Source organism: Flavobacterium psychrotolerans (assembly GCF_003097635.1).
GTDB lineage: Bacteria > Bacteroidota > Bacteroidia > Flavobacteriales > Flavobacteriaceae > Flavobacterium > Flavobacterium psychrotolerans.
In genome coordinates, this window is the sequence record NZ_QCZI01000008.1 from 33,332 (window position 1) to 56,295 (window position 22,964).

13 protein-coding genes and 1 tRNA gene are annotated in these 22,964 nt (G+C 39.6%); 1 reads left to right on the forward strand and 13 read right to left on the reverse strand.

Annotated features, from left to right (window positions below; all coding sequences use genetic code 11):
* Positions 1 to 68 precede the first annotated feature (68 nt).
* Positions 69 to 8,084, reverse strand: a complete 8,016-nt coding sequence (locus DB895_RS07690; RefSeq protein ID WP_116724786.1) for a fibronectin type III domain-containing protein — start codon at positions 8,082 to 8,084, stop codon at positions 69 to 71.
* Positions 8,085 to 8,851: 767 nt separating this feature from the next.
* Between DB895_RS07690 and DB895_RS07695 the strand changes: the two genes are divergently transcribed.
* Complete coding sequence (locus DB895_RS07695; protein ID WP_116724787.1) at positions 8,852 to 9,331, forward strand: regulatory protein RecX; 480 nt, start codon at positions 8,852 to 8,854, stop codon at positions 9,329 to 9,331.
* 67 nt (positions 9,332 to 9,398) lie between these two features.
* Here DB895_RS07695 and DB895_RS07700 read toward each other — a convergent pair whose 3' ends face one another.
* The 12 genes from DB895_RS07700 to DB895_RS07755 form a co-directional block, all read right to left on the reverse strand.
* The gene (locus DB895_RS07700) at positions 9,399 to 10,580 is read right to left on the reverse strand and encodes a beta-ketoacyl synthase N-terminal-like domain-containing protein (protein WP_243694644.1); all 1,182 of its coding nucleotides are present in this window, start codon (positions 10,578 to 10,580) and stop codon (positions 9,399 to 9,401) included.
* A gap of 170 nt (positions 10,581 to 10,750) precedes the next feature.
* Positions 10,751 to 12,022: an adenosylmethionine--8-amino-7-oxononanoate transaminase gene (bioA, locus tag DB895_RS07705; RefSeq protein WP_116724788.1), complete on the reverse strand. Its 1,272-nt coding sequence runs from the start codon at positions 12,020 to 12,022 to the stop codon at positions 10,751 to 10,753.
* Positions 12,023 to 12,051: 29 nt separating this feature from the next.
* Positions 12,052 to 12,669 carry a dethiobiotin synthase gene (bioD, locus tag DB895_RS07710; protein WP_116724789.1) on the reverse strand — a complete coding sequence of 206 codons (618 nt, stop codon included), beginning with the start codon at positions 12,667 to 12,669 and terminating at the stop codon, positions 12,052 to 12,054.
* 106 nt (positions 12,670 to 12,775) lie between these two features.
* Positions 12,776 to 13,864 carry a glycosyltransferase gene (locus DB895_RS07715; protein WP_116724790.1) on the reverse strand — a complete coding sequence of 363 codons (1,089 nt, stop codon included), beginning with the start codon at positions 13,862 to 13,864 and terminating at the stop codon, positions 12,776 to 12,778.
* Between the two features lie 143 nt (positions 13,865 to 14,007).
* Positions 14,008 to 14,958, reverse strand: a complete 951-nt coding sequence (locus DB895_RS07720) for a transglutaminase family protein (RefSeq protein WP_116724791.1) — start codon at positions 14,956 to 14,958, stop codon at positions 14,008 to 14,010.
* Positions 14,959 to 14,964: 6 nt separating this feature from the next.
* Positions 14,965 to 15,918, reverse strand: coding sequence for an alpha-E domain-containing protein (locus DB895_RS07725; protein ID WP_116724792.1), 954 nt, complete (start codon positions 15,916 to 15,918; stop codon positions 14,965 to 14,967).
* A 48-nt stretch (positions 15,919 to 15,966) separates the two neighbouring features.
* The gene (locus tag DB895_RS07730) at positions 15,967 to 17,409 is read right to left on the reverse strand and encodes a circularly permuted type 2 ATP-grasp protein (protein WP_317046135.1); all 1,443 of its coding nucleotides are present in this window, start codon (positions 17,407 to 17,409) and stop codon (positions 15,967 to 15,969) included.
* Between the two features lie 707 nt (positions 17,410 to 18,116).
* Positions 18,117 to 18,956 (reverse strand): polysaccharide deacetylase family protein, encoded by an 840-nt coding sequence (locus tag DB895_RS07735; RefSeq protein WP_116724793.1) that lies wholly within the window; start codon positions 18,954 to 18,956, stop codon positions 18,117 to 18,119.
* A 12-nt stretch (positions 18,957 to 18,968) separates the two neighbouring features.
* Entirely contained in the window at positions 18,969 to 20,009 is a 1,041-nt protein-coding gene (locus tag DB895_RS07740) for a hypothetical protein (protein ID WP_116724794.1), read from the reverse strand.
* A gap of 438 nt (positions 20,010 to 20,447) precedes the next feature.
* The gene (locus tag DB895_RS07745; RefSeq protein ID WP_116724795.1) at positions 20,448 to 21,329 is read right to left on the reverse strand and encodes a hypothetical protein; all 882 of its coding nucleotides are present in this window, start codon (positions 21,327 to 21,329) and stop codon (positions 20,448 to 20,450) included.
* Positions 21,329 to 22,762: an MBOAT family O-acyltransferase gene (locus DB895_RS07750; RefSeq protein ID WP_116724796.1), complete on the reverse strand. Its 1,434-nt coding sequence runs from the start codon at positions 22,760 to 22,762 to the stop codon at positions 21,329 to 21,331. The genes DB895_RS07745 and DB895_RS07750 overlap by 1 nt, the downstream gene beginning before the upstream one ends.
* Positions 22,763 to 22,890: 128 nt before the next feature.
* Positions 22,891 to 22,962: transfer RNA gene (locus DB895_RS07755), tRNA-Arg, on the reverse strand.
* Positions 22,963 to 22,964 lie beyond the last annotated feature (2 nt).

Below are 22,964 nucleotides of genomic sequence, written 5' to 3' on the forward strand. Positions count from 1 at the left end.
ACTTATTTGTCAAAAAAAAATCCCGTCTTGATTATTTTCAAGACGGGATTTTTTGTTGCTCGCTATTATTAGTATATAATTTTTCTGGTTACCGTTTGTCCGTTGGCCAAAACAATCTTAACAATTAAAGCCTGTTGACTTAATATGATATCATTTACATAAAATTCGGTTGTGTTTACATTGTTCTTCTTAAACACTTCTCTGCCCAAAACATCATACACTGTTATATTTTTCAAATCCTCTAAATAGGACTTGATTTTTATTTGTCTATCGGCTGAAGCCACTACCACATTACTGTCTAACTTACTAAAATCAGTAGCGTCTAATCTGGCTCCATTAGTATATCGCAATATAAAACGGTCGTCCAATCTTCCGCCCACAGTAGTGAAAGTATAAGGCGCCTGTCTTAAGTCATGTATGATATTAAGCAGTTTATCTTCTAAATAAATATTTTGTCTCACATCCCTGAACAACCCGTCCGTAAACGCTATGGCAATAGTATAAGTGTTTTGAGAAGGAGCACCGTTAATCACTTTGATTGGAGTGTTTATCCCCAAAGGGATCTTATCGTTCTTGTCAAAAGGTAAAGATCTTCCCTGAATAATATGCGCTTCACCGCTAATTAAGGAATACATATTTAAATTACCGTCTACTTTAATACTTGCATCAAACAATCTGTCTTTGTGCAAAGTCGCATCCTGAATGTAACCCACCATTGTTCTTACATTACGCCCTGAAGCATCTACTATATCCAACCAGATGCGGTGTCTCTCAATATTTCCGCGGTTGGCTTGTCTATAAAAAGCACTATTTTTATAGGTTTTATTCCTCATAGAATTTTTAAAGGTAACATTTTCAGTGGCTAATGCCGAAGTGTGGTTCATGGTTACAAAAAATCCCTGTCCTGCCGGAATAGCATAATCCGCAGGCCCTGCAGAGGAACCCCCTACATTTTCAGTCACATAATCACTTGCGGTATAAGTATAAGCAAAAGAATTATAAAAGGACTGGCCGTTTGAAGCGGAAGGCAACGTGCCGTGAGACCATAATTTAACATATCCTGCAATATTGGTATTAAACGTTAAAAAAGAATGAACATCAATAGCTGAAGGATAAGGATTACCCAACAAGTTATAATTATCATCGTCATTCTTAACGGTTAAGGTATTGGCACCACTAGTATAGGTGTAATCCGCACCATTCCAAGTACTTCTCTCAATTGCTTTGGTTATCACTCCGTTATTAGGAACGTTTGTAAAGATGGCGGAATAATCCTCTGCCACTGTTGCATTTGTTGCCGTACCTGGACCTCTAATAATATATCCTTTACCGTTCACCATCGTTTCACCAGCGGCGGCAACCCAACCTCCAAAATTACTGGCGTAAGACCTCGCTATGGTAGGCATCCATTTGTAAATTAACCAAGAAGTAGGAACTACATCAGAAACATTAAAATCCTTAACCGGCGAAGACCAATACACATAATCTAATTTCCTAACTGTGGCAATACGCTCCATAGATACGTTACCCGTATTAACTCCCGCATCATTTATTTGAACCAGACTACCATTGTCTTGTATGTTTAAAGTCCCGTTTACCGTTAAATCATTTTGAATGTTCACATAATGATCTCCTGTTATAGTCAACGTTTTTCCGGCATTGACAATTACATTACATGCATCAAAACTTCCATTTGTGGTCGTATTATAATCGGAATCAATAGTTACCGTATTGCTTAATGATGGCGGTCCGCTTGGAGACCAAGATCCACTCCAGGTCTTAGATCCTGAACTTCCGCTTGAACCTACAATTTTAACCGTCTGAGAGGCAATATAACAAGAAGCGGAACTTTCATTCACTTTAACATAATATTGATAATCCACTTTCCCCGAAGTGGAAGAAATATCCAAGACCGCAGATGTAGCACCAGAATATACTCCGCCATTCGCAAGTGGCGTCCAAGCTGCAACATCTGGTGCAACCTCATACCATTGGTAAGACAATGCAGTCCCTCCAGAAAAACCTTCAACAGCTACTAACCCACTAATGCTTACAGAAGAACAACTTTCTACTGCGGCGGGTTGTACAGAAATGGTAGGCGTTGTTCCTTTAGGAGCAAATATTCCATAATTAGCACACGATTCCTGACTGTTAGTTGTCCAATTAGCAGCGCTAAATGTTGACGAAGGTGTTAATTTAGTAGGGTCTCTTAAAATACTATACCCAACCTCATTTGGCGCAACTACCTTATCAATAACAACCCCTCCTTTACGAAGCTCAAATTTATCCAACTCATTAAATCCCGAGCCTAAAAATCCATTGGCTGTTGTACCACATTCGCTGTCTCCTGATCTCGCATCAATTAAATAGATTCCTCCTGCGGGTAAAATACCCGTCAAGGTATGTGTTGTTTCTGTAACAGAATCATCCGGGGTTTTAACAAAAGTATAATTACCTGCAGTCAAATCTATTGCCGATGCGGTAGGATTGTAAATTTCAAACCCTCCAGTACTTCCAAAGTAATCATCTAATACCTCAGTAATAATTAATTCTGTCAGCGGAGTATATTCACAAGCACTATTAACGGTATCAATAATAACATAAGGAGTTGCCGTTTGACACGTACCATCATTAACAACTAAATTCCCGGTAGTGGATCCCGCAGCAATCTCAACTATCATTTTTGTAGCGGTTCTTGAAATAACAGTGGCAGCCGTGCCATTAAAACTAGCTGAGGACGTGGCAGCAGATAAATCTCCTGCAGTGGCATTGATGGTCACAAGAGTTCCCACCGGACCAGTTTCTGGAGTAATAGCCCCTAAAACCAAAGTACAATTGGTACCGGTCAATAATATGTCATCTAAACGTATGGCTATTCCACCCGTTTTTACCCATCTAATCATAAGATTAGCAAGCCCGCAAGCTCCAGCAGGCAATGCGATATCTGACATAAGATACCAACCAGCGGCAACAGAGGAAGCAGGGGCTGTATAGGGCACATTAATCCAAGTGGCACCACCATCCGGTGAATAGTCTAAATTTAATGTTCCGAAACTAGATCCCACCCCGTTTGTTTTATAAACTCCAAAACTTAAGGCCAATGTTGTATAAGCAGAGGTGTCAATGCTTCCAATTGAAAATCCGTAGTTACCCGATGTAACGGTAAAATTAACATTTGCACCACCAGAGGCATTGGTATAACCTGACGATGCACTTGTAGCTCTAATATCTGCGGCATTTGCAGCCCCTCCACTAGACATGGTCAAGGCATCATAATCGAAGCCATTGGCTGTTTCGTGTGTTGAAATAGCAGTTGTTCCCCCCACAGTTCCTATAGTCTCAAAAAAGATAGGTCCTAAAATACAATCCCCCTGAATGTTGAATGTATAAGGATTTTCATCACTGTCATTGTTTGCGATAGAAATCGTAGCGGTACGAGAACCCAAAGCAGATGGATCAAACGTTATACTAAAAGTAGTAGAACCACTACCCGCTATAGTCGCCGAAGGAATTGCCGTAACGGTAAAATCCGCAGCGTTAGCTCCACTTAAGGTTACATAAGGGGAAGCTCCCGTTAGAGAAAGACTGGCAGTCCCCGTGTTTTCTATAGTGAACGTACGAACTATCGTCCCTCCAGCAAGATTGGCACTACCAAAGGCAGTGAAATTAGTGGATACCGTAGCCGTATTCCCGTTTACAATAGATACCGCATTCCCTTTGATATTAATTTCGGGAGCAGAAACTGTTCCGCTACATGCCACATTTTGAGCGGTCACTCCTGTACTGGTTACCGCTATGTTTCCACTATAACTTCCTCCGGCAAGACCTGATTTCTGTCTCACATATATAGTGGTGGTTGCTACCGTCATACCTGATTTAGCTAATGTTAAAGTAGCACTATAAGGTCCTCCAACCACTGTGGCTATTTCGTAATTTGTTGGTGCGGCTAACAAAATGTCAGCTGACAAAGTGGTTCCGTTAACCGTAAAGGTTTGTGTTGCTGATGGACCAGCCCCAAAAACATAAGTAAAACCAGTTAAGGTAGTGGTAGATAGGTTTACCGTAGCCACCGGAGCCAAAGTGCTATATCCTACAGAAACTGTTGACCATGCGGAGGTTCCTCCTGCATTTACAGTACGAACTCTATAATAATAAACGGTTACAGATGCTAAACCTGTTGCTGTTGCCGATAATGTAGCTGACGAAATTCCACTTTGTGTATAATCTATAGATCCAAATGCAGGATCATTATCTACTTGTATCTCATAGGTATAAGCCGCTGCTCCGCCACCAGTTGGAGCTGTCCAATTGGCAACTATAGACGCAGCTGTAGCCCCCGAACCTGAACCAATAGTAGGCGCATTGTGTAGCGTTGTAAAAGTAGCATCTGGTGAATACCCCGTTCCGCTAGAGTTAGTCGCATATCCTCTATAGGTATATACGGTATTAGGAGTAAAACCCGAACGGGCATGAGAAAAAGCTGAAATTGCCGTTCCGCCTTCCGCAAGGATATTTCCTGTTGGAGCTGCGGCTGTTCCCCATACTGTTCCTCTAGCTATTATTGCCGAACCACCTGTATTTGTAATGGTTGCCCCTAATGTAGCGCCCGTGGTTGTAATAGATGTAGCCGTTGGAGTGGTTAAAAGCGGGAATGTTGGTAATACACTGCCATATAAAGTAAAATCATCTAAACGAGTTGAACCTCCCGTAGAACCAGTCATTGTCATAACAACGGTTATCGTTCCGCTTAATCCGCTAATGGCATTGGAAACATTGGTCTGTCCGTAAGCAGCCGCTGACGGGAACGATCCTGATCCAACGGCCGTACCGTTAATTGTCATGGACCATGCAGTAGAACCTGTACCACTGTGGTTTCCCCAAAAATTAAAAGACGTTACCGAAAGTCCGTAATTTGCCGCTACATTAAAAGTCAAGGTATAGACAAGTGATCCTGACGAAGTATTGGATAAACTATTACCACTACTTCCAACTAAAGCTGTAAAAGCAATTGTATTATTAGTCCAAGATGAACTGGACAAGTTGGGATCAAGTGTTGTTACAGCCGTATAAGGTTTTGGAGTTGTTGTTGTTCCAAAATCGTTTAAATAAATTGGCGTTACCACAGCCACTGGAGTTGCTGCTGTACTTCCGGTTGGTGTCCCGTCTCCTATCGCATTTACTGCAAGGATTTGTACATTGTAAGAAGTACCATCGGTCAATCCTGTAATTAAGATTGGGCTGGTGGTCTGCGTAGGCGAACAAGCCGTAAAGGTTGCTCCACCATCAGTAGAATATTTATAATTGGTTATGGCTGAACCTCCCGTTGCCCCAGCGGTAAAAGCTACCGATAATTGACCACTACTTGGAGTTATTCCCGTAATGGTTGGTGCCGATGGTGCAACAGCAGTTGGAGTCACTGAATTTGATGTGGTACTTGGCGCTCCAGTACCTGCAGCATTAGTAGCTGTAACGGTAAAAGTATACCCCGTTCCATTGGTTAAACCCGAAACTATTATAGGACTTGTTGCTCCTGTACCTGTAAAACCACCCGGAGCCGAAGTCACCGTATAAGAGGTAATAGCTGAGCCCCCATTAGAGGCCGGAGCAGTAAACGAAATTGTTGCTTGGGTGTTACCTGCGGTAGCAGTTACCGCTGTTGGTGCGCCTGGTACGGTTATGGTTGTAAATGTTTGTGTTGCACCATAAGTATAGGTTGTACCATCAAACACATAGGCTTTGAAAGTATAATTGGTTGCCGCGGTCAGACCGGTTAAAGCCGAAGTAAAGGCTCCGGTAGCCCCAACAGCTACTGATGTTGTGGTAACGCCTGTGCCTAAATTTATTGGATTGGCATTGGCACTTGTAAGTGAATACACAAAACCTTTAAATGTTGAAGCGGGACAAACTCCTAATGTGGTAACATTCCCGTTTAAGGTGGCGGTAGTCGCTAAAACGGAAGAAGCCGCAGACGAGGTTACTGCTTGTGCAACCGCAGCAGGTGCTGTAATCCCTATGGTGAAGGTAGTCGCATTTGTATTAAAATCAATTAAGCGAATATAATACGTTGTACCACTTATAAAGCTTGCTGTTTTTGTTTCAGAACCTGCAACCGATCCGTGAGCAATTACCGGAGCAGTTCCAGTTGTTGGACAAGTTGTAGTAAAAACATCAAAGTCTAAATCTGGACCAGCTGTATAACTAGCTGTAATGGTATGATTTCCGGTACATGTAGGTATAAAAGAATACCATACATCATTCTTTGTCGGAGCGTATGCAAAAGTATTTCCCGCAGTTGAAGTCCCATTTACAAATGTCCCAGTAATTGCCGCAGCATCCAGAACCAATGTTGTTGCACCAGAACATAAGTCGTTAACTGGCGCCCCAAGAGGTGTTGCTGAATTGGATGCAGCACTTGGCGCTCCTGTTCCTGCAGCATTGGTAGCCGTAACAGTGAAAGTATATGCCGTTCCGTTAGTTAATCCCGTAACGATTATAGGACTAGATGCCCCTGTACCTGTAAAACCACCTGGCGATGATGTCACGGTATAAGAAGTAATTGCCGAACCTCCGTTAAAAGCCGGTGCGGTAAAAGTTACTGACGCCTGTGTACTTCCGCCTGTAGCCGTTCCTATTGTAGGTGCATTAGGCACGGTAAAAGGCGTAACAGAATTGGATGCCGCACTTGCAACACTTGTTCCTATTCCATTAGTAGCCGTAACGGTAAAAGTATAAGCGGTTCCGTTGGTCAAGCCCGTAACGATTATGGTACCGCTTCCCGCCTGATTTAAAGTTCCGGTAATTCCTCCAGGGGAAGAAGTTGCGGTATAAGTGGTAATTGCTGAACCTCCATTAGAGGCTGGTGCGGTAAACGGAACAGAAGCTTGAGCATTTCCTGCTACTGCCGTTCCTATTGTTGGAGCTCCAGAGACTGTTGGCCCACTATTTGGTGTTACTGCATTTGACGCAACACTTGCCGCCCCAGCTCCTGCGGCATTGGTGGCCGTAACAGTAAAAGTATAAGCAGTTCCGTTGGTTAAACCCGTAACGACTATAGGGCTTGTAGCCCCAGAACCTGTAAAACCACCCGGTGATGAAGTCACAGTATAAGAGGTAATTGCCGAACCCCCATTAAATGCCGGTGCGGTAAAAGCTACAGATGCCTGCCCGTTTCCTGCCGTGGCAGTAGCTGCCGTTGGCGCATTAGGAACCGTATAAGGAGTTGCCGAACCAGAGGCCGCGCTTGCGGCACTAGTCCCCACTCCATTAAGTGCCGTTACTGTAAAAGTATAAGCCGTTCCGTTGGTCAAGCCGTTTACGGTTATCGTGCCACTTCCTGCCTGAGATATTGTTCCGGTGATCCCACCAGGAGATGACGTTGCGGTATAAGATGTAATTACTGAACCTCCATTAGATGCAGGAGCGGTAAAGGCAACCGTTGCCTGACCCGAAACTCCGGTGGCGGTGGCAGCCCCAATTGTTGGAGCTCCAGATACCGTTGGGCCGGCAGGTGTTGTTGTTACTGTCGCAGAGGTATTAGCTTCTACTCTACAAGTTGTTCCGGCAGATGTTAAACCAACTGGAATAATATAGACATTCAGCACCTGACTAGCCCCAACCGCTATTGCCGTACCGGGAGTGATTACATAAGTTGCAGCCGATGTTGTTGGCGTATAAGTCCCTATAAGAGTTTTTGCCCCTGCCCCAATACTATATTGTACAGAAACAGTAGGAGCTCCAGTTACGCTACTAACGCGAGAAACGATACTTAGACTCGACAAAGTAAAAGTCACTGACGCATCACTTGTAATACTATAAGTGAACCAAGCTGAATTGGTTATATTATTTGCTAAAGTATTATTAAACCCGCTACCATTAATAGAAGTTGACGTATTTGTACAAGTCACTCCAGATCCTCTCAATATTTGAGAAAATGTCAAGCCTGCTGGGACGGCTGAAATGGTTGATGCCGAGTTAGCAGGACATGAAGGAGCTGTCATCGCAGTATAACTAACCACAGTCTGCCCATAACTCCCTAAAGAAACAACAAACAATGCAAGTGATAAAAACAGTAATTTCAATTTCATAAATATGTGGCATTATAGTTAAAATAATTTTTTCCGTATCCCATATTCGCATTAAAACATGCAATAAGTATTATTTATCGCATGCAAAACTGACAATTTTACGATGAGTAAAATAGGGGGTTCAAAAGTAAGTCAATTTCAACCGATTTCAAGCATTTTGAATTGTTAAATTTTCAACTATAACGTTGTAATTAACGCATTTTTATAACACACAACACTCTTAACCTCCTGAAAATTATATTGTAAAATTCATTTAACAATGTGAAATAAAATATTTTTATCGATAATTTTTAGTTAAATATACGATAATTATTTAATATTTTACTATAATATATAAATATATGATAATTATTTTATTAAAAAAACAAAGTCAAATATTCTTTTATTTTCAATGTTTAACAGACAAAATGGCCTATTATTCCCCTATTAACAAGATTAAAAAATTAACATATTCATCATGAGAAATATCTTACTTTATTGTGAATCACTTGTATAAAAGTGAATTTTAGGGACTATATTACCATTTATATACCGAAAAATATGATTAATACATACAAATAACATCTAATGCACCCAAAAAATCAGGATTGCGAAAGTGTCAGCTATTAAAGAGCCTTTTTGAAAAGAAAAAGACCTTCATTTTTCAAAAAAATTAACCTATTGCAAACCAAAAATCCTGAAATATAATGATAGAAAAAATGGGTTGAAAGCAACTGATTTTAACTATTTTTGCAAGCAACAAACCTCCGTTTTGCAACTGCATTACAATGACGCATACAGCCACTTTTAACGAAGCCAAACAAAAATTGGAACATTACTGCGCCTACCAGGATCGATGTCACCAAGAGGTAGTTTCTAAATTGTATGATTTGGGCATAAAACCTCCAGACCTCGACGAAGTGGTGGTGCATCTCATTGCACATAATTTTTTAAATGAGGAACGCTTTGCCTGCAGTTTTGCACGAGGAAAACATCGTATCAAACATTGGGGGAAAATTAGAATTGTGAACGAATTGAAATTCAGAAACATCTCGCAATACAACATCAACACAGCACTCAAGGAAATTACTCCCGAGGAATATGCCGCCACTTTTCATCGCGTCACTCAACACCAATGGGAAAGTATCAGAGAAACTAATGTACTGAAAAAACGTAAAAAGTTTTGTGATTATTTCTTGCGCAAAGGGTTTGAGAGCAATTGGGTGTATGAGAAAATGAAGGAGTTGGAAAATTCCGAAACAGAATAAAATAGACTCAAAAACAAATTACAACGTGCGTCGAATTATCAATAAAACACACCAATCCTTTAATTGGTTACAATGACAGTAAAACACTCACGGCATTTCCTCCAAAACCTACCGCATTCACCAATACTTTCTTGATGACTTTTTTGGATTGTTGTACTGGCACAAAAGGCACTCCTATAAAATGTTGCCTTTGCATCATCATGATCGCCAATTCAATACTAAGCATTCCCGAAGCGCCAAAAGTATGTCCTATTTTCCATTTGTTGGTAGTAAGCAAAGGCAATTGAGAACCAAATACTTTTTGGATGGCTTTGTATTCCGTCAAATCACCGGCTTTTGTTCCGGGCGCATGCATGACAATGGCATCCACCTCATCAGCATTAGTATTTGCCAAGGCCATTTTCATGGATTTCTGGAAACATAGGGCTTCCGCCGAAATGGAAATGTTGTGTTCTAAAATTTCCGTGGCATAGCCAATGCCTTCAATATAGGCCAATGCATTTGCTGATTTGCCAATTTCTAGACAACAAACCGCTGCCCCTTCGCCAAGAATCAGGGTGCTTTGCTTTTTTTCAAAATCTAAAGCGCGGGAAGGCCATACGTCAAGCTCCTCTTTAGACTGTGCATAAATCTTTAGCGCTTTCATTTGGGCAATAGTAAAATTGGTCAGTGGGGCTTCACTACCACCTACTAAAAATTTATCAGCCATGCCCGCACGAAGCCATGCCACGCCATTTAACAACGCATGCAAAGCAGTAGAGCAGGTTATGGAATGTGAAATGTCGGGCCCTTGACTCTGCAAATCATGGGCAACCCAGGATGAAATATTCCCTAGCGTGGTGGTAGGTGACGCTAAGGTTTGCGCTTTTCCGGTGGCTAAAAATTCCTGATGGTGTTTTTCAAATAATTCGGTCGCGCCACGAGAAGAGCCCAAATTCACGCCAAAGATGTCGTTTTTAGTCCAGCCTGATTGGGCAATGGCTTTACGGGAAGCAGCAATGGCAAACAATACCGATGGATCTAAGGATTTGTATTTGATGTCGAATTGTCTTATGGATTCGATTTCTTCCTTCGAAGCTGCGTCTAAAACGGCAGCAAACGCTTTTTGATTGCCAAAATCTTTTTCAATAAAACAATGTTGGTTGTTGAGATACTTTTCCCAAACGGTTTCAGGGTTGTTCCCTAAGGGAGAAATGGAAGAAATGGCGGTAATGGAAATCGTTTTGGACACCATAATATATTTTTTCATGGATAACACCTACCTTCATACGTGCTCCATATTGTCTTGTTATTCGATTGATTTTTAGCCCTGATAAAAGTGGAAATCCTGCCCTTTAGAGGAATAGGGCAATCTCCTTAAAAGATTGCTTCGTTCCTCGAAAGGACAGATTGTAACGAATAGCAGGAATAGCTCCAAATTTAAGCAATTTCTATTGCTTTTTCTACAACTTGATAGACTTTTTGTAATTGTTTTTCGGTAATGATATAGGGCGGCAAAATGTAAACGATATTCCCAACGGGACGCAAAATAACGCCGTTTTCTATAAAAAAATCATAAAGCTTGTTGCGCAAAGTCCCGTAATAAGAAGCGTGGTCTTCGGTTTTGATTTCCAATGCAAAAATTACCCCGAGTACGCGTGTGGTGGTTACCTTGGGATGCAACTGGATTTTTTTCTGAAAATCCAAGTGGCTCCTATGTACTCTGGCGATATTTTCTTGCATTTCCTGGGTTTGCAACAACTCCATACTTGCTAATGCCGCGGCACAACCCGTAGGATTTGCGGTAAAAGTATGCCCGTGGAACAAGGCTTTGTTGATGTCGTCGCTATAAAACCCATCAAATAATTCCTGGGTAAATGTGGTAATCGCCATGGGGATTGTTCCGCCCGTTAATGCCTTAGACAAACACATCATGTCGGGCTGTTCTTTAATGTAATCACAGGCGAATGTTTTTCCGGTTTTTCCAAAACCCGTCATGACCTCATCGGCAATGGTGAGCACGTTGTTTTCTTTGCAAATTTGGATGAGCTGATCCAAGGCTTCGGGCTCGTACATCACCATTCCTGCGGCACCTTGCACTAGGGGCTCGAAAATAAACCCCGCACAGTTATTGGTTTTTATCCGCTCACGAAGCGCATCAAAACTAGCTTGCTCCTCCCCTTTTACCGGAACTGGAATTCGAACCACATCAATAAACATTCCTTGAAAGGCCTGGGTATAAAAGGAAATCCCGCTGGCTGCCATGGCTGCAAAAGTATCGCCATGAAAGGCATTTTCGAAGGCAATTATGGTGGTTCTCTTTTTCCCCAAATTATAAAAATATTGCAATGCCACTTTTATTGCAACTTCAACTGCAGTGGAACCGTTATCAGAAAAAAAGATTTTCTTTTGATTGTCCGGAAGGATTTGCAACAATTTTTCGGCTACCAAAATCGCAGGTTCATGGGTGAATCCGCCAAATAAAACGTGCTCTAATGTGGTGAGTTGTTTATATATGGCATCGGCTATACAGCGGTTACTGTGCCCAAACGGATTGACCCACCAGGAAGCAATGGCATCAATATATTCCTTGTTTTGGTCATCCCAAAGCAAGGCGCCTTCCCCTCTAGCTATGGCAACAGGAGGTGCCGCTGTTTTATGTTGGGTATAAGGATGCCAAAGGCATTGGCTGTCTCTTTCTGTTAGGTTCATTTGATTTTTAATTTACTGACTTAAAAAAATTACAGTTCCAATAGTTTTTCCCGAAACAAATCGGCATATTCTAAAACGACATTTTTGTCGAAATAAGGTTCCGGTTCTATTCTTCCGATGCAGTTTATGCCCGTTTTGTTTAGAATGATTGTTTCCGAAGCTTTATTTTCGACTCCGTTAAAAATAATTCCAGCAATGGCTATCTTTCTATTTTGTAAGGCCTCGATGGTGAGCAAAGTGTGATTGATGCTGCCTAAATAATGTCGGGAAACAAGAATAACTTTGTAATCAGGCTGAATGAGGTCGACCACACAATTTTTGTCATTTAGCGGAACCAGAATCCCTCCTGCCCCTTCAATGACAAGATGATTATGGGTAATAGGCTCTACGATTTTGTTTAAATCGATTGTGATTCCTTCGATTTCGGCAGCAAGATGCGGACTTGCCGGCGTATTAAATGAATATGAATTGGGATGAATTACCGTTTTTGTATTGGAAACAAACAATTTAATTTTATGACTGTCGGAATTCTCCAAATCCCCTGCTTGAACAGGTTTCCAATAATCGGCCTGGAGCGATTCGGTTATAATGGCAGAAGCAATGGTTTTACCTACATCGGTTGATATTCCTGTTATGAATAGTTTCATGATTTATGACTTACAAATGACACTTCTTTTATAGATTTTGCCACAGTATTTATTGTCCACAAAAATAGTCAAAACTATGCACTTTAACGCATTTCCCCTTACCCTTCTAAAAAGGTTTTTTTACAGCTCTTGTTTCGCTTCCGAAAAGATAAAATAGATTTTTCCAAGGAATGGGATTGTCAACCATATTTAATCCTTTATACAAATCGAGTTCCTTTAAATGTTCTAATGTAAAATCGTCTTGCCTAGCATATGGAACAAGACCCTGCCTCTTTAGCTTTTTTGCCAAATATTCCTGTTCGTATTGCCCGGGCGTTGGAATAAAAAAGGCTTTTTTTCCCAACTTTGTCAAATCCATAACCGTGGTGTAACCGGAGCGGCAAAGCACAACTTTACTTTCATTAAAAGTGCGTTCCAGTTCATTGGACGTCATAAAGTTGTAATGCAGAATATTATTTACCCGCTCCCTTGTCTGGCTATTTTCCAATTTTCCTTTGATAAAAACTATTTCTCCATCAAAATTCAACAGTTTTTGTGACAATATGTTTTCCAGTATTTCCCGTTGGGGTTCAGCACCAGAAAGAAGAACCATCAAATCATATTTTATGGGAAGTTCCTTTTTTTCCAATCGCCCTAAAGGGCCTATGTATTTTAATTTCAAGCCATGATTTACCGCGTGTCCTAACGTGCCAGTTAAATTAGGCCCTTTTTCAAAATCAGGAACCCAACATTCATCAAATTTTCTGATAGCCCGTTGGTATAGTTTACTGGTAATCCAAGTAGTGCTTCCTGTCATGACTTTCAGTTGATGAGTAATAAAAACGGATTGTACCCTCTTATTAAAAACCCCCAGACGATTGTCTGAAACAATACCGGTAAGAGTATATTCTTTCGCCCATTTTTCCACCAATTTATTCTCATCCAATATAGCGCGAATCATCTTTGGCATATTTTTTAACATTTCCCATTTTAAATTTGCCCTGCTTTTATCCGATTCAATTTGATAGGAAGGCAGTTCTAGTGTAGGGAGGTGTGGGAATTCTTTTCTCAACATTTCGAGTGCAATTCCATCTGAAGCGATTATTGGCGTAAAACCATTTGCTTCCAATGCTTTTATGATAGGAATACAACGTGTCGCGTGACCCAGACCCCAATTTAGTGGGGCAACTAAAATATTCTTGTTGGCTAAATTCATAATCGTTTTTTTAAGTATATTACAAAAACTAAAATGTTTTGATTTCAATTAGCTTCAATCCACCTAATGGAATTTTCGGAAAATTATCCAATTCCGCATTTGGATACACTAAGAGAACTTCCGCCTTGTTTTTAATTGAAATTTTATTGCTGTTGCTGATGGTGCAATTGCTCTATATAATCCAGTTGCACCTGTTCTTCTACTGAAACTTCTTCCAGTTGTACGTCATTTATTTCTTCGAAATGCCTTCCATCCTCATACCCTATAGAAACGCATACCGAAAGGGTTTGTCTGGCAAGTCCTTTGAACGTTCCTTTAACGGGGGTGCAATCATAAAAATTTCTTCCCACAGAAAGCTTAATGTGATTGTCCATCGTCCATATATTATTGGTAGGATCCAGCCCTAACCAACCTTGAGTTGGAGTGTAAATTTCTACCCAAGCATGTGTGGCTCCCTCACCCCTAAGTCCGCTTTCGTTAGGGCAAATATAACCGCTCACATATCTTGAAGGAATGCCAGCAGTGCGCAAGAGTTGCAACAGTACGTGGGCAAAGTCTTGACAAACCCCTTTTTTAATTCCCAAAATTTCATCTACCGTGGTTTCAATATTGGTGATTCCTTTGGTATAGGTAAAGTTTTCAAAAATATATTGGTTGCATTGTTGTGCAATTTCGATAACAGATTTATCGGTACAACTTATTTTATTTAATATGGCATCGATTTTATTTTGTTTTTGGATTGTTTCAGGATAACAAAGACGAAGTAAGGCAATGTTTTTTTCTTTTTCTTCTGCCAAATCTTGTATTGTGGTAGGATCAATTTCAGGTATTTTTAGCGAATGATTGACCCGAACTAACATTCTGGATTCGATAGTCATTTCGGAATGTGCCTCCAAATTATTGAAATTGCCAACCCGATTCCCATAATAATCCTTTGAAATTTCCACTTCAGGATTGTGGGTTATCAAGAGTTCGTATTGAAGTACATCTTGATTCTCGAAATTATGAGGAAACAAACGTATTTCATTTATGCTCTCTTTTATGGGCCAATTGTATTGGTATTTTGTAATGTGTACTATTTTGAAAACCGCCATTTTTAATTACGTATAAGAGAAAAATAATTTCGAAAAATCTGTTGAAAACTGCACCAATTGAGCCGTTGTATTATTGAGCACATCTTTCAATTGTTGGTTAGTTAGGTGATGATAGTCTGTAAACTCGACGTAGCTTTTTAATCTTCCAAATTGATTCTGCAAGGTTCTGGCTTCACTCAATTTGTTGTCTTTGAAAAGGGTCTCTAAATAGGTATCTATTAATTCTAGGGTATAAATCACCGAATGCGCGAAATCCCTATTAAAAATTACCTGTTGCACCACTTTGCGATTGTGTGGGATATTGCTGTAGCTTTTCAGATACAACTCGTAACCAGAAAGGGACAATAACAATCTTCTCCAATACAGCAAATCCTCGTCCCCGTCAAGATTGTAATTGATGGGACTGTAGTATGCCTGAGTCATAGAAATAGTTTGCAGGCAGCGTTCTATATGTTTACCAATACTCATGAAACACCATCCCAATCCTCTAGGCATGGTAACGTGCAGAATGCCATTATAAAGTAAAAGATCTTTATTGAGTTTGGTAATAATACCAAGTGCCTCATAGGTCTCTAGTTTTTTAGGTAATTCCGGCGAATTCATATAATGATACAACGAGTTGATGTGTTCCCAAAGTTCTTTTGTTATTTTATCTTGAGACCCCCTTGCGTTTTCACGGGCTTTGATGACAAGATTTTTTACGGAATTTTGGTTTTGGTTGTCACAGATGATGTACTTCAATACAAAGTTCGTGTCGTATTGAGAATCAGTAATTTGTTTTGGAGACAAGTCGGTATAATACCCCAACAAGGGCTTGTACCCTTGACAATCGTTAGTTTCTTTATCAAAAGACAAGATATAGGACGTGTTTAGGGTGAGCAGCATTCCATCTGTTCTTTCCATATATCGGTTGAGCCAGTACATTCCGTCTGCTACCCGGCTGAGCATGTTTACTTTCATTTTGTTTGTTTTTTAGAAAAGTCCGAAGACGTCACTTTTCGTTTTTAATTACCTCACGATCCAAGTGTCCTTACTGCCACCGCCTTGAGAAGAATTGACCACTAGTGAACCCTCTGTTAAGGCGACCCGAGTAAGTCCGCCTGGCACAATTTCCACGCCGTTAGGCCCGCACAAGGCATAAGGCCTAAAATCAACATGCCGCAGTTTTAGCTGGCCGTCAATCAAACAAGGCACCGTGCTGAGCTGAATAATGGGCTGTGCAATGAAATTTCTTGGATTATTGGCAATGGCAATTTTGGCATTTTTCAATTCTTTATCAGTAGCTTTATTACCCATAACCATTCCGTATCCGCCACTTTGATTGGTTTCTTTAATGACCATATTTCCCATATCGGCAAATACCAATTCTCTCTCCTCCAGATTTTCCATTTGGTAGGTAGGGACATTTTTAAGAATAGGCTCTTCATTGAGGTAATACTTTATCATATCGGGAACATAAGCATAAACAGCCTTGTCATCGGCCACACCATTCCCTACTGCATTCACAAGGGCTACATTCCCCTGTTTGTAAGCACTAATTAGTCCGGGAACCCCCAAAGTACTATCGGGTTTAAAAACCAAAGGATCAAGGTACTCGTCGTCCAAGCGTCGGTAAATTACATCCACCCGATGAAGGCCTGATGTGGTCTTCATATATACAACATTGTTGTTTACTACCAAATCCCTTCCTTCCACGAGCGGAATACCCATTTGTCTGGCCAAAAATGTGTGTTCGTAATAGGCCGAGTTATAGATACCGGGTGTAAGCAACACCACATTAGGATTGGAAATATTTCGCGGGGATAGAGAAATCAAAATATTGTGAAAAAGCATGGGATAATTCCCAACCATGCTTACGTTGTTGGCCGCCAGCATTTTGGGAAATATTCGCTTGGTGATTTCTCTGTTTTCGAGCATGTAGCTCACACCGCTTGGACATCTTAGATTGTCTTCCAGCACATAGAATTCTCCTTTTGCACCCCGAATCAAATCGATTCCAGCAATGTGCACGTGAATGTTGTGGGGCACTTTAATCCCGTGAACTTCTTGGATGTAGTGCGGACAAGAAGCAATCAATGAAGCCGGAATAATCCCTTCTTTTATTATTTGCTGTTCGTTATAAATGTCCTCTAAAAACAAATTAAGTGCTTTTAGCCGCTGTTTTATGCCTGTTTCTACTTCAAGCCAATCTTTTTGGGTAATAATTCTGGGGATAATATCAAAGGGGAAAATTCTCTCAATCCCTTGATTATCATCGCCGTAAACAGTAAACGTAATTCCTTGGTTCATAAAGGAATCAGCCGCCTGATTCTGTTTGTGGTTCAGTCGTTCTTGGTTTAAGTTTTGTAAAGTTTGCATAACCTGACGGTAAGAGCTCCGCACTCCTTTACTAGAAAACATCTCATCCCAACCGTTTGGGTTTAATTTAGGCATCGATTCCATCATCATCATTATTAAAAATTCAACTTTTAATACATTTACATATAAAATTCATGTATTTTGTACTAAAATAGAGTTTTATTTTATTCAAAAAAGTCATTTAGCTGACTATTTAATAATTTATGTGATATTCTTTTTTTTGACTATTCTTTTTTGACTATTCTTGTATTAAAACGCTTTATTTTTTTGATTTCACACCATGAAAAATAAATATTTTTTACTTTATCCCCAAATTATAACTGGGTTACGATTAAAAAAATAGCGATAATACAAGATAACCCCATTGATTTTAACGTTAAAAACAATAAATTGTCGCTTTCAAGCAATAGAAGCCCTGTTTCTGAATTTAAATTAGAAGAAGAAGACATTACAAAACAGACGTGCAACAAACCCAAGTCTACTGCTTAAAATAATACGTTCCAACAAGATCCTGATTACTTATTGAACGACAATTTTTCGAATTTGAACAATGCCAAAGTTAGTATGTACCGTAAACAATTGTCGCTTGACGGCTTGAACTATTGCTCTCGTAAACAGAAAGAATAAACGTTCGATTTTATCCTTATTAAACCATTTAAGAAGCAACGGTTAGTGTAGGAAGTAGGACAAATTATCTGCTTTGTGCGATTTAGCTGGTCTAGAAGTAGGATTGCTATCCAATGTACAACCGTTAAACCAAAGTTAGTATTAAAAAATCCTTTCTGAACTTTCTTAGCCAATTATTTAAAAGAGGATTTCATTTCTTTCAGCATTGTAGGAGCTGACCAAAAACCGGAAACAATAATACGCCTAACTGTATGAAGCGGCTCTAGTGAATCTCTCTTTGTGGACAGAATGAATGCCAACTTGTAACCGCTATTTTTAACTTCTGGAATAACAGAATGGTTCCACAATCCAAAAGGATAGGCAAAATAGTTCACTGGCTTGCCAATGATGTCTTCCAATTTCTTTTTAGGTTTTACCAGTTGAGTTCCCCAATCGGCACCCTCATATTTAGTGACCATGTGGTGATCCCAAGTATGCGCGGCAACTTCATGCCCATTGTCAGATAAATTCTTGATTTGCTCTTTAGTCATGTAATTCGGACGATTGATTGAAACCGTCATTATAAAATACACCCCTTTGAAACCGTATTTTTTCATTTCGGCAGCCCCTATACTGAACTGTTCTTCTCGGGTATCATCAAACGTAATCATCACCGGATTTGACGGCAAGGGCTTATCATATACCAGATAGTCTTCCAATTGATTGGGCAAAATAGTATGATAGCCATTATCGGACAAAATTTTCATTTGTTCCGCAAAAGCGGCCGGAGTCACGGTATAGACCGTAGCAAATTCACTGGTACTGGCAGTAATATTTTTGATGTTGTGATAACACAATATAGGCACTTCCTTTCTGGAAAGAATTGTAGTAGCGTCAGCCATCTGTTTTTTAGGCGACTCCACTTTAACCTGATCACGAATAGAAGTTGCTTCTTTTTTTAATTTGCTTTGTTCCTTTTGACAACTAGAAAACAAAATCAATAGGATGAAGAATGAAAATAGTCTATTTTTCATGGTTATGTCAAATTATTGGTATTGTATATAGATTGGCTGAGGCTTGAACTTCAGAAGTTCTTCCGGAGTGTACATGCCATTGCTGTCTTTTTTAATGTCATTTTTATAAAACAACTTGAATCCCGTAAATTGAACCGGTTCTCTAAAAATATAGCGCAAGTAGGTTGATTTTTTCAATACTTTATCGCCAAATCCGTCCATGTCCATCACAACTTGTACTTCAGGCACTTTTTTAATTTTTTCGTAACCCCTAACCATGCCTTGGGTAAAACGATGCACGATTAATATTTTTGGTGGAAGATTGTTTTTTCGCACCAAGTTGGCCAAGAAATCTATAGCGTCATTGATATCTTCGGCATTAAAGGTGCCAATTTTGGTTCCCGGTACCTCCCCGTTTTTCATCGAAAATTCGGGATCAATCCCCAAATGAACATTGGGTAGTATAAGAAATTTTTCTAGCGGAACCACCTCGTCTTTTACCGTACTATGGCCTACCTGAATATCCACAAACACCAACGCATTGATAGGTTTAGCCCATTTTATGACGGTATCTATCTGACGTGTGGCCAAACGCATGCGGTATTTGTTGTCTTTTCCCGGCTTCCCTTGAGCAGTGGTAGCAATATAATGCAAAGCGGGAATTGTTTTCACTGTAGGATCTGCGGCTTGCCATTTGGCAACTTCTCCCTGTAATTTTTTTAGCATTTCTTGTTTTGGGAGTTCTCCTAAAATCCCCATCCTCTTAGAATATAAATTCCCGTAAAATGCAATGATTCTGTTATAAGGCAAAACAGCTCCCGGCAATGGATATGGCGCTTTTACCGGCCATCTTCCCGTTGTGTCCTTATTACTTAATGCCAACATTCTTTTATCGTAGTCGGCGGTATCAATTGTTAGTGATTTCTCTTTTGACACAAGGACAGAAGTTTCCTTAACTGTTATTAAATTTTCAGCTAATGCTTCTGCTGATTTTGCCTTGTTGCAGCCAGTGACAATAAGAAGAAATAACATAGGGGTGATGAGAACAAGAAACGCTTTAAGGGACTTTTTCATAAAATAATTAATTTTCGATACAAATATAAGGATTTAAGAATTGTTAGTTATTACAAAATTCGGTCTCTTTTATTTTTCATTTTCAATAACTTGTGAAAAATGAACAAACTGGAACAATTCTTTTTGGGGTCAATTTCCACGTAAAGTCATTTGGGGGTATGAAGGCTTTAATTCCCATCGTACATTTTTTTTGACTTCTATATTTTTGCCCTCTTTTGGCCATTTAAACGGCTTCATTTAATAGTTATTGCTAAAAAACTGATACTAATTAATAAAACATCATTAAATAATTTATAAAATATTGATATTATCTAATAATCATAATGGCGGAAAACTAAACGGAATTTAGAGCGGGGTTATTCCATAACGATTGGACTAAAAGACATCAACCGACGGCATACCTTTCTGGTAAATAAAGAACTAGTCAGGAACAAACACTTATTTTTCACTAAAAAACAGGTTTATTACTTTTTGGGTAAATAACCTAGCGCCTTTGTCATTCAGGTGTCCACATGACGAGAAGTATTCATCACCTTGAACAAAGTTTTCTAAATTGTGTATTTCCGGATACATTTCGGTGACTTTTTGAAAATAGTCCATTCCTTTTACGTTTTCACAAACAGGAGTTGTGACTGTAATGAGGCGAATGTTGTTTGATTTACAAATTTGTTTTATTTTTTCGTAGTATTTGTTATGCAAGGGATTTAAACTTTGATAGTTGTTTTTCATATTGGCCTCATTTTTTGTGTGCAAGGGATAATATCCTCCGTTATCTAAATTACTAGTGGTTTTACCCAGAAGTGACTCGTACATTTCCCTGAAACCTATTTGTGAATCGTATTCGATATAGCGGTAAAATGGGATACAACACCACCCATAAAATTCCTTTTCCTGCCGAAAATGGTTAGCAATGGCCTTTGAATGATGCAGAAAAGGCAAGTAGCGCGCAGTGGTTCCCTCGTCTCTTTTGTCGTTGCTTAAACTCAAATCGGCTTCCAGAATAATGCACTTCATTTGAAACTTACGTTCTATCATGAGTTCCAATAACAAAGAGGTTTCAAATAAATGAGAGCCACTCATTCCGTAGTTAAAGGTTTTTAGTCCTTTTTTTTCAAAAAGTTCAGGAACAAAATGGTTGTTCGCTCGAGAAGTTCCCAAAATCACCACGTCATATTTTTTGGGCTTTCCGTTAAATACTGCTTCCACCTTCCCGCGTTTTGAAGAATGCAAATAGACTTGTGTGTACGCCAAATCTAAAACCCAAGCAATCAGATAGAGTAAGACAAAAGCTTTAACGACAAGTAGTAGAAACTGTTTCATTAGAATTGGAAATAGATGAATGCTTTGTAATCAGAGTAGGTTCCGAGAGCCAAAATTGCGCCAAAACATAAAGCAAGTCGTAGTATGGAAAAACGTCCTGAAATGGGTTCCTGTTTGATTCTGTTGTTCCATTCTACAGAGACAAAAATCAGGATTAAAATCAGAATTTCATAATTGTAGCGGCGGTTCGCTAAATATTGTGATTGAAAAATACCGTTGGTCGCCATTCTTTTGATATAGTCAAATGCCGCTGTAATCGATTTAGCCCTAAAAAAAACCCAAGCCAAGCACGTTAAAACAAAAGTCATCAATATGCTAAGAATGACCTTGACCGAATCCAGATTCCATTTTAGCGAAATAACTTCAATATTTGAGCGATTTTTATTCCGAAGCAAAAGCGGTAAAAAATACAGCGCATTGATGAATCCCCAAGCAATATAGGTCCAATTGGCTCCATGCCAAAAACCACTCAACAGGAAAATGATGAAAACATTACGAACCTGTTTTACTTTACTTCCTTTACTTCCGCCAAGAGGGATATAGACATAATCCCTAAACCACGACGATAATGAAATGTGCCAACGTCTCCAAAATTCGGCTATGTCTCGGGAAAAATAGGGATAGTTGAAATTTCGCAACAGTTCAAGTCCGAACAATTTAGAAATCCCTATCGCCATATCCGAATAGCCTGAGAAATCCCCGTAAATTTGGAAGGCGAAATAGACGGCTCCCAGAGCAAGTGACAGCGCATTCATGGATTCATAATGGTCAAAAATGGCATTGGCATAAGTGGCGCACGTATCCGCAATCACAACTTTCTTGACCAATCCCCATACAATCATGAAAACTCCATCTTTTGCCTGCTGAAAGTTAAAGCTTCTTTTCTCTTTTACCTGAGGCAATAAATGTGTGGCTCGTTCAATGGGACCGGCAACCAGCAACGGAAAATAACTCACAAACAAGGCATAATCGATAGGATTGTGTTCGGCTTTGATTCGGGATTTGTAAATGTCAATTACATAAGATAATCCGTGAAAGGTATAAAAGGAGATTCCCACGGGCAGTATCCAATGCAAGAGCAATGGGTTTTCTTTGATTCCGACATTCGACAACAGATTCGAAAGAGAGAGGGCAAAAAAATCATAGTATTTAAAGACTCCCAAAAAACCAAGATTGGTTCCAATGCTTAGCCAAAACCAAATTTTTCTCTTTTTTTTAGAGTCGCTATTTTCAATTTGAATCCCGGTATAATAATCCAAAAACGTGGAGAAAAGCAATAAAAAAAGAAAGCGCCAATCCCAACAGGAGTAAAAAAAATAGCTCGCCAGTAACAACAAACCGTTTTGTGTTAGTTTCGATTTTGAAAAAACAAACCAATACAGCAGAAAAATTATTGGTAAAAAAACAGCAAAAGAAAGAGAATTAAAAAACATAGATTGATTAAAGTTGGTTTCTAATCCAGAAATGCAAATCGAATTACGTTTTACCTGAATGGCACTGCATTATGGTTTGTCTTGGTTTATTCAAACCAAAAAATCACGATTGCAGCAATTGTTTTTAGTAGCTCCGTCGGGAATCGAACCCGAATCAAAAGTTTAGGAAACTCCCATTCTATCCGTTGAACTACGGAGCTAA

Excerpts from the sequence above, each read along its gene's own strand:
- DB895_RS07690 (WP_116724786.1), bottom strand. The coding sequence starts at position 8,084 with ATGAAATTGAAATTACTGTTTTTATCACTTGCATTGTTTGTTGTTTCT.
- DB895_RS07695 (WP_116724787.1), top strand. The coding sequence starts at position 8,852 with ATGACGCATACAGCCACTTTTAACGAAGCCAAACAAAAATTGGAACAT.
- DB895_RS07700 (WP_243694644.1), bottom strand. The coding sequence starts at position 10,580 with ATGAAAAAATATATTATGGTGTCCAAAACGATTTCCATTACCGCCATT.
- bioA (WP_116724788.1), bottom strand. The coding sequence starts at position 12,022 with ATGAACCTAACAGAAAGAGACAGCCAATGCCTTTGGCATCCTTATACC.
- bioD (WP_116724789.1), bottom strand. The coding sequence starts at position 12,669 with ATGAAACTATTCATAACAGGAATATCAACCGATGTAGGTAAAACCATT.
- DB895_RS07715 (WP_116724790.1), bottom strand. The coding sequence starts at position 13,864 with ATGAATTTAGCCAACAAGAATATTTTAGTTGCCCCACTAAATTGGGGT.
- DB895_RS07720 (WP_116724791.1), bottom strand. The coding sequence starts at position 14,958 with ATGGCGGTTTTCAAAATAGTACACATTACAAAATACCAATACAATTGG.
- DB895_RS07725 (WP_116724792.1), bottom strand. The coding sequence starts at position 15,918 with ATGAAAGTAAACATGCTCAGCCGGGTAGCAGACGGAATGTACTGGCTC.
- DB895_RS07730 (WP_317046135.1), bottom strand. The coding sequence starts at position 17,409 with ATGATGATGATGGAATCGATGCCTAAATTAAACCCAAACGGTTGGGAT.
- DB895_RS07735 (WP_116724793.1), bottom strand. The coding sequence starts at position 18,956 with ATGAAAAATAGACTATTTTCATTCTTCATCCTATTGATTTTGTTTTCT.
- DB895_RS07740 (WP_116724794.1), bottom strand. The coding sequence starts at position 20,009 with ATGAAAAAGTCCCTTAAAGCGTTTCTTGTTCTCATCACCCCTATGTTA.
- DB895_RS07745 (WP_116724795.1), bottom strand. The coding sequence starts at position 21,329 with ATGAAACAGTTTCTACTACTTGTCGTTAAAGCTTTTGTCTTACTCTAT.
- DB895_RS07750 (WP_116724796.1), bottom strand. The coding sequence starts at position 22,762 with ATGTTTTTTAATTCTCTTTCTTTTGCTGTTTTTTTACCAATAATTTTT.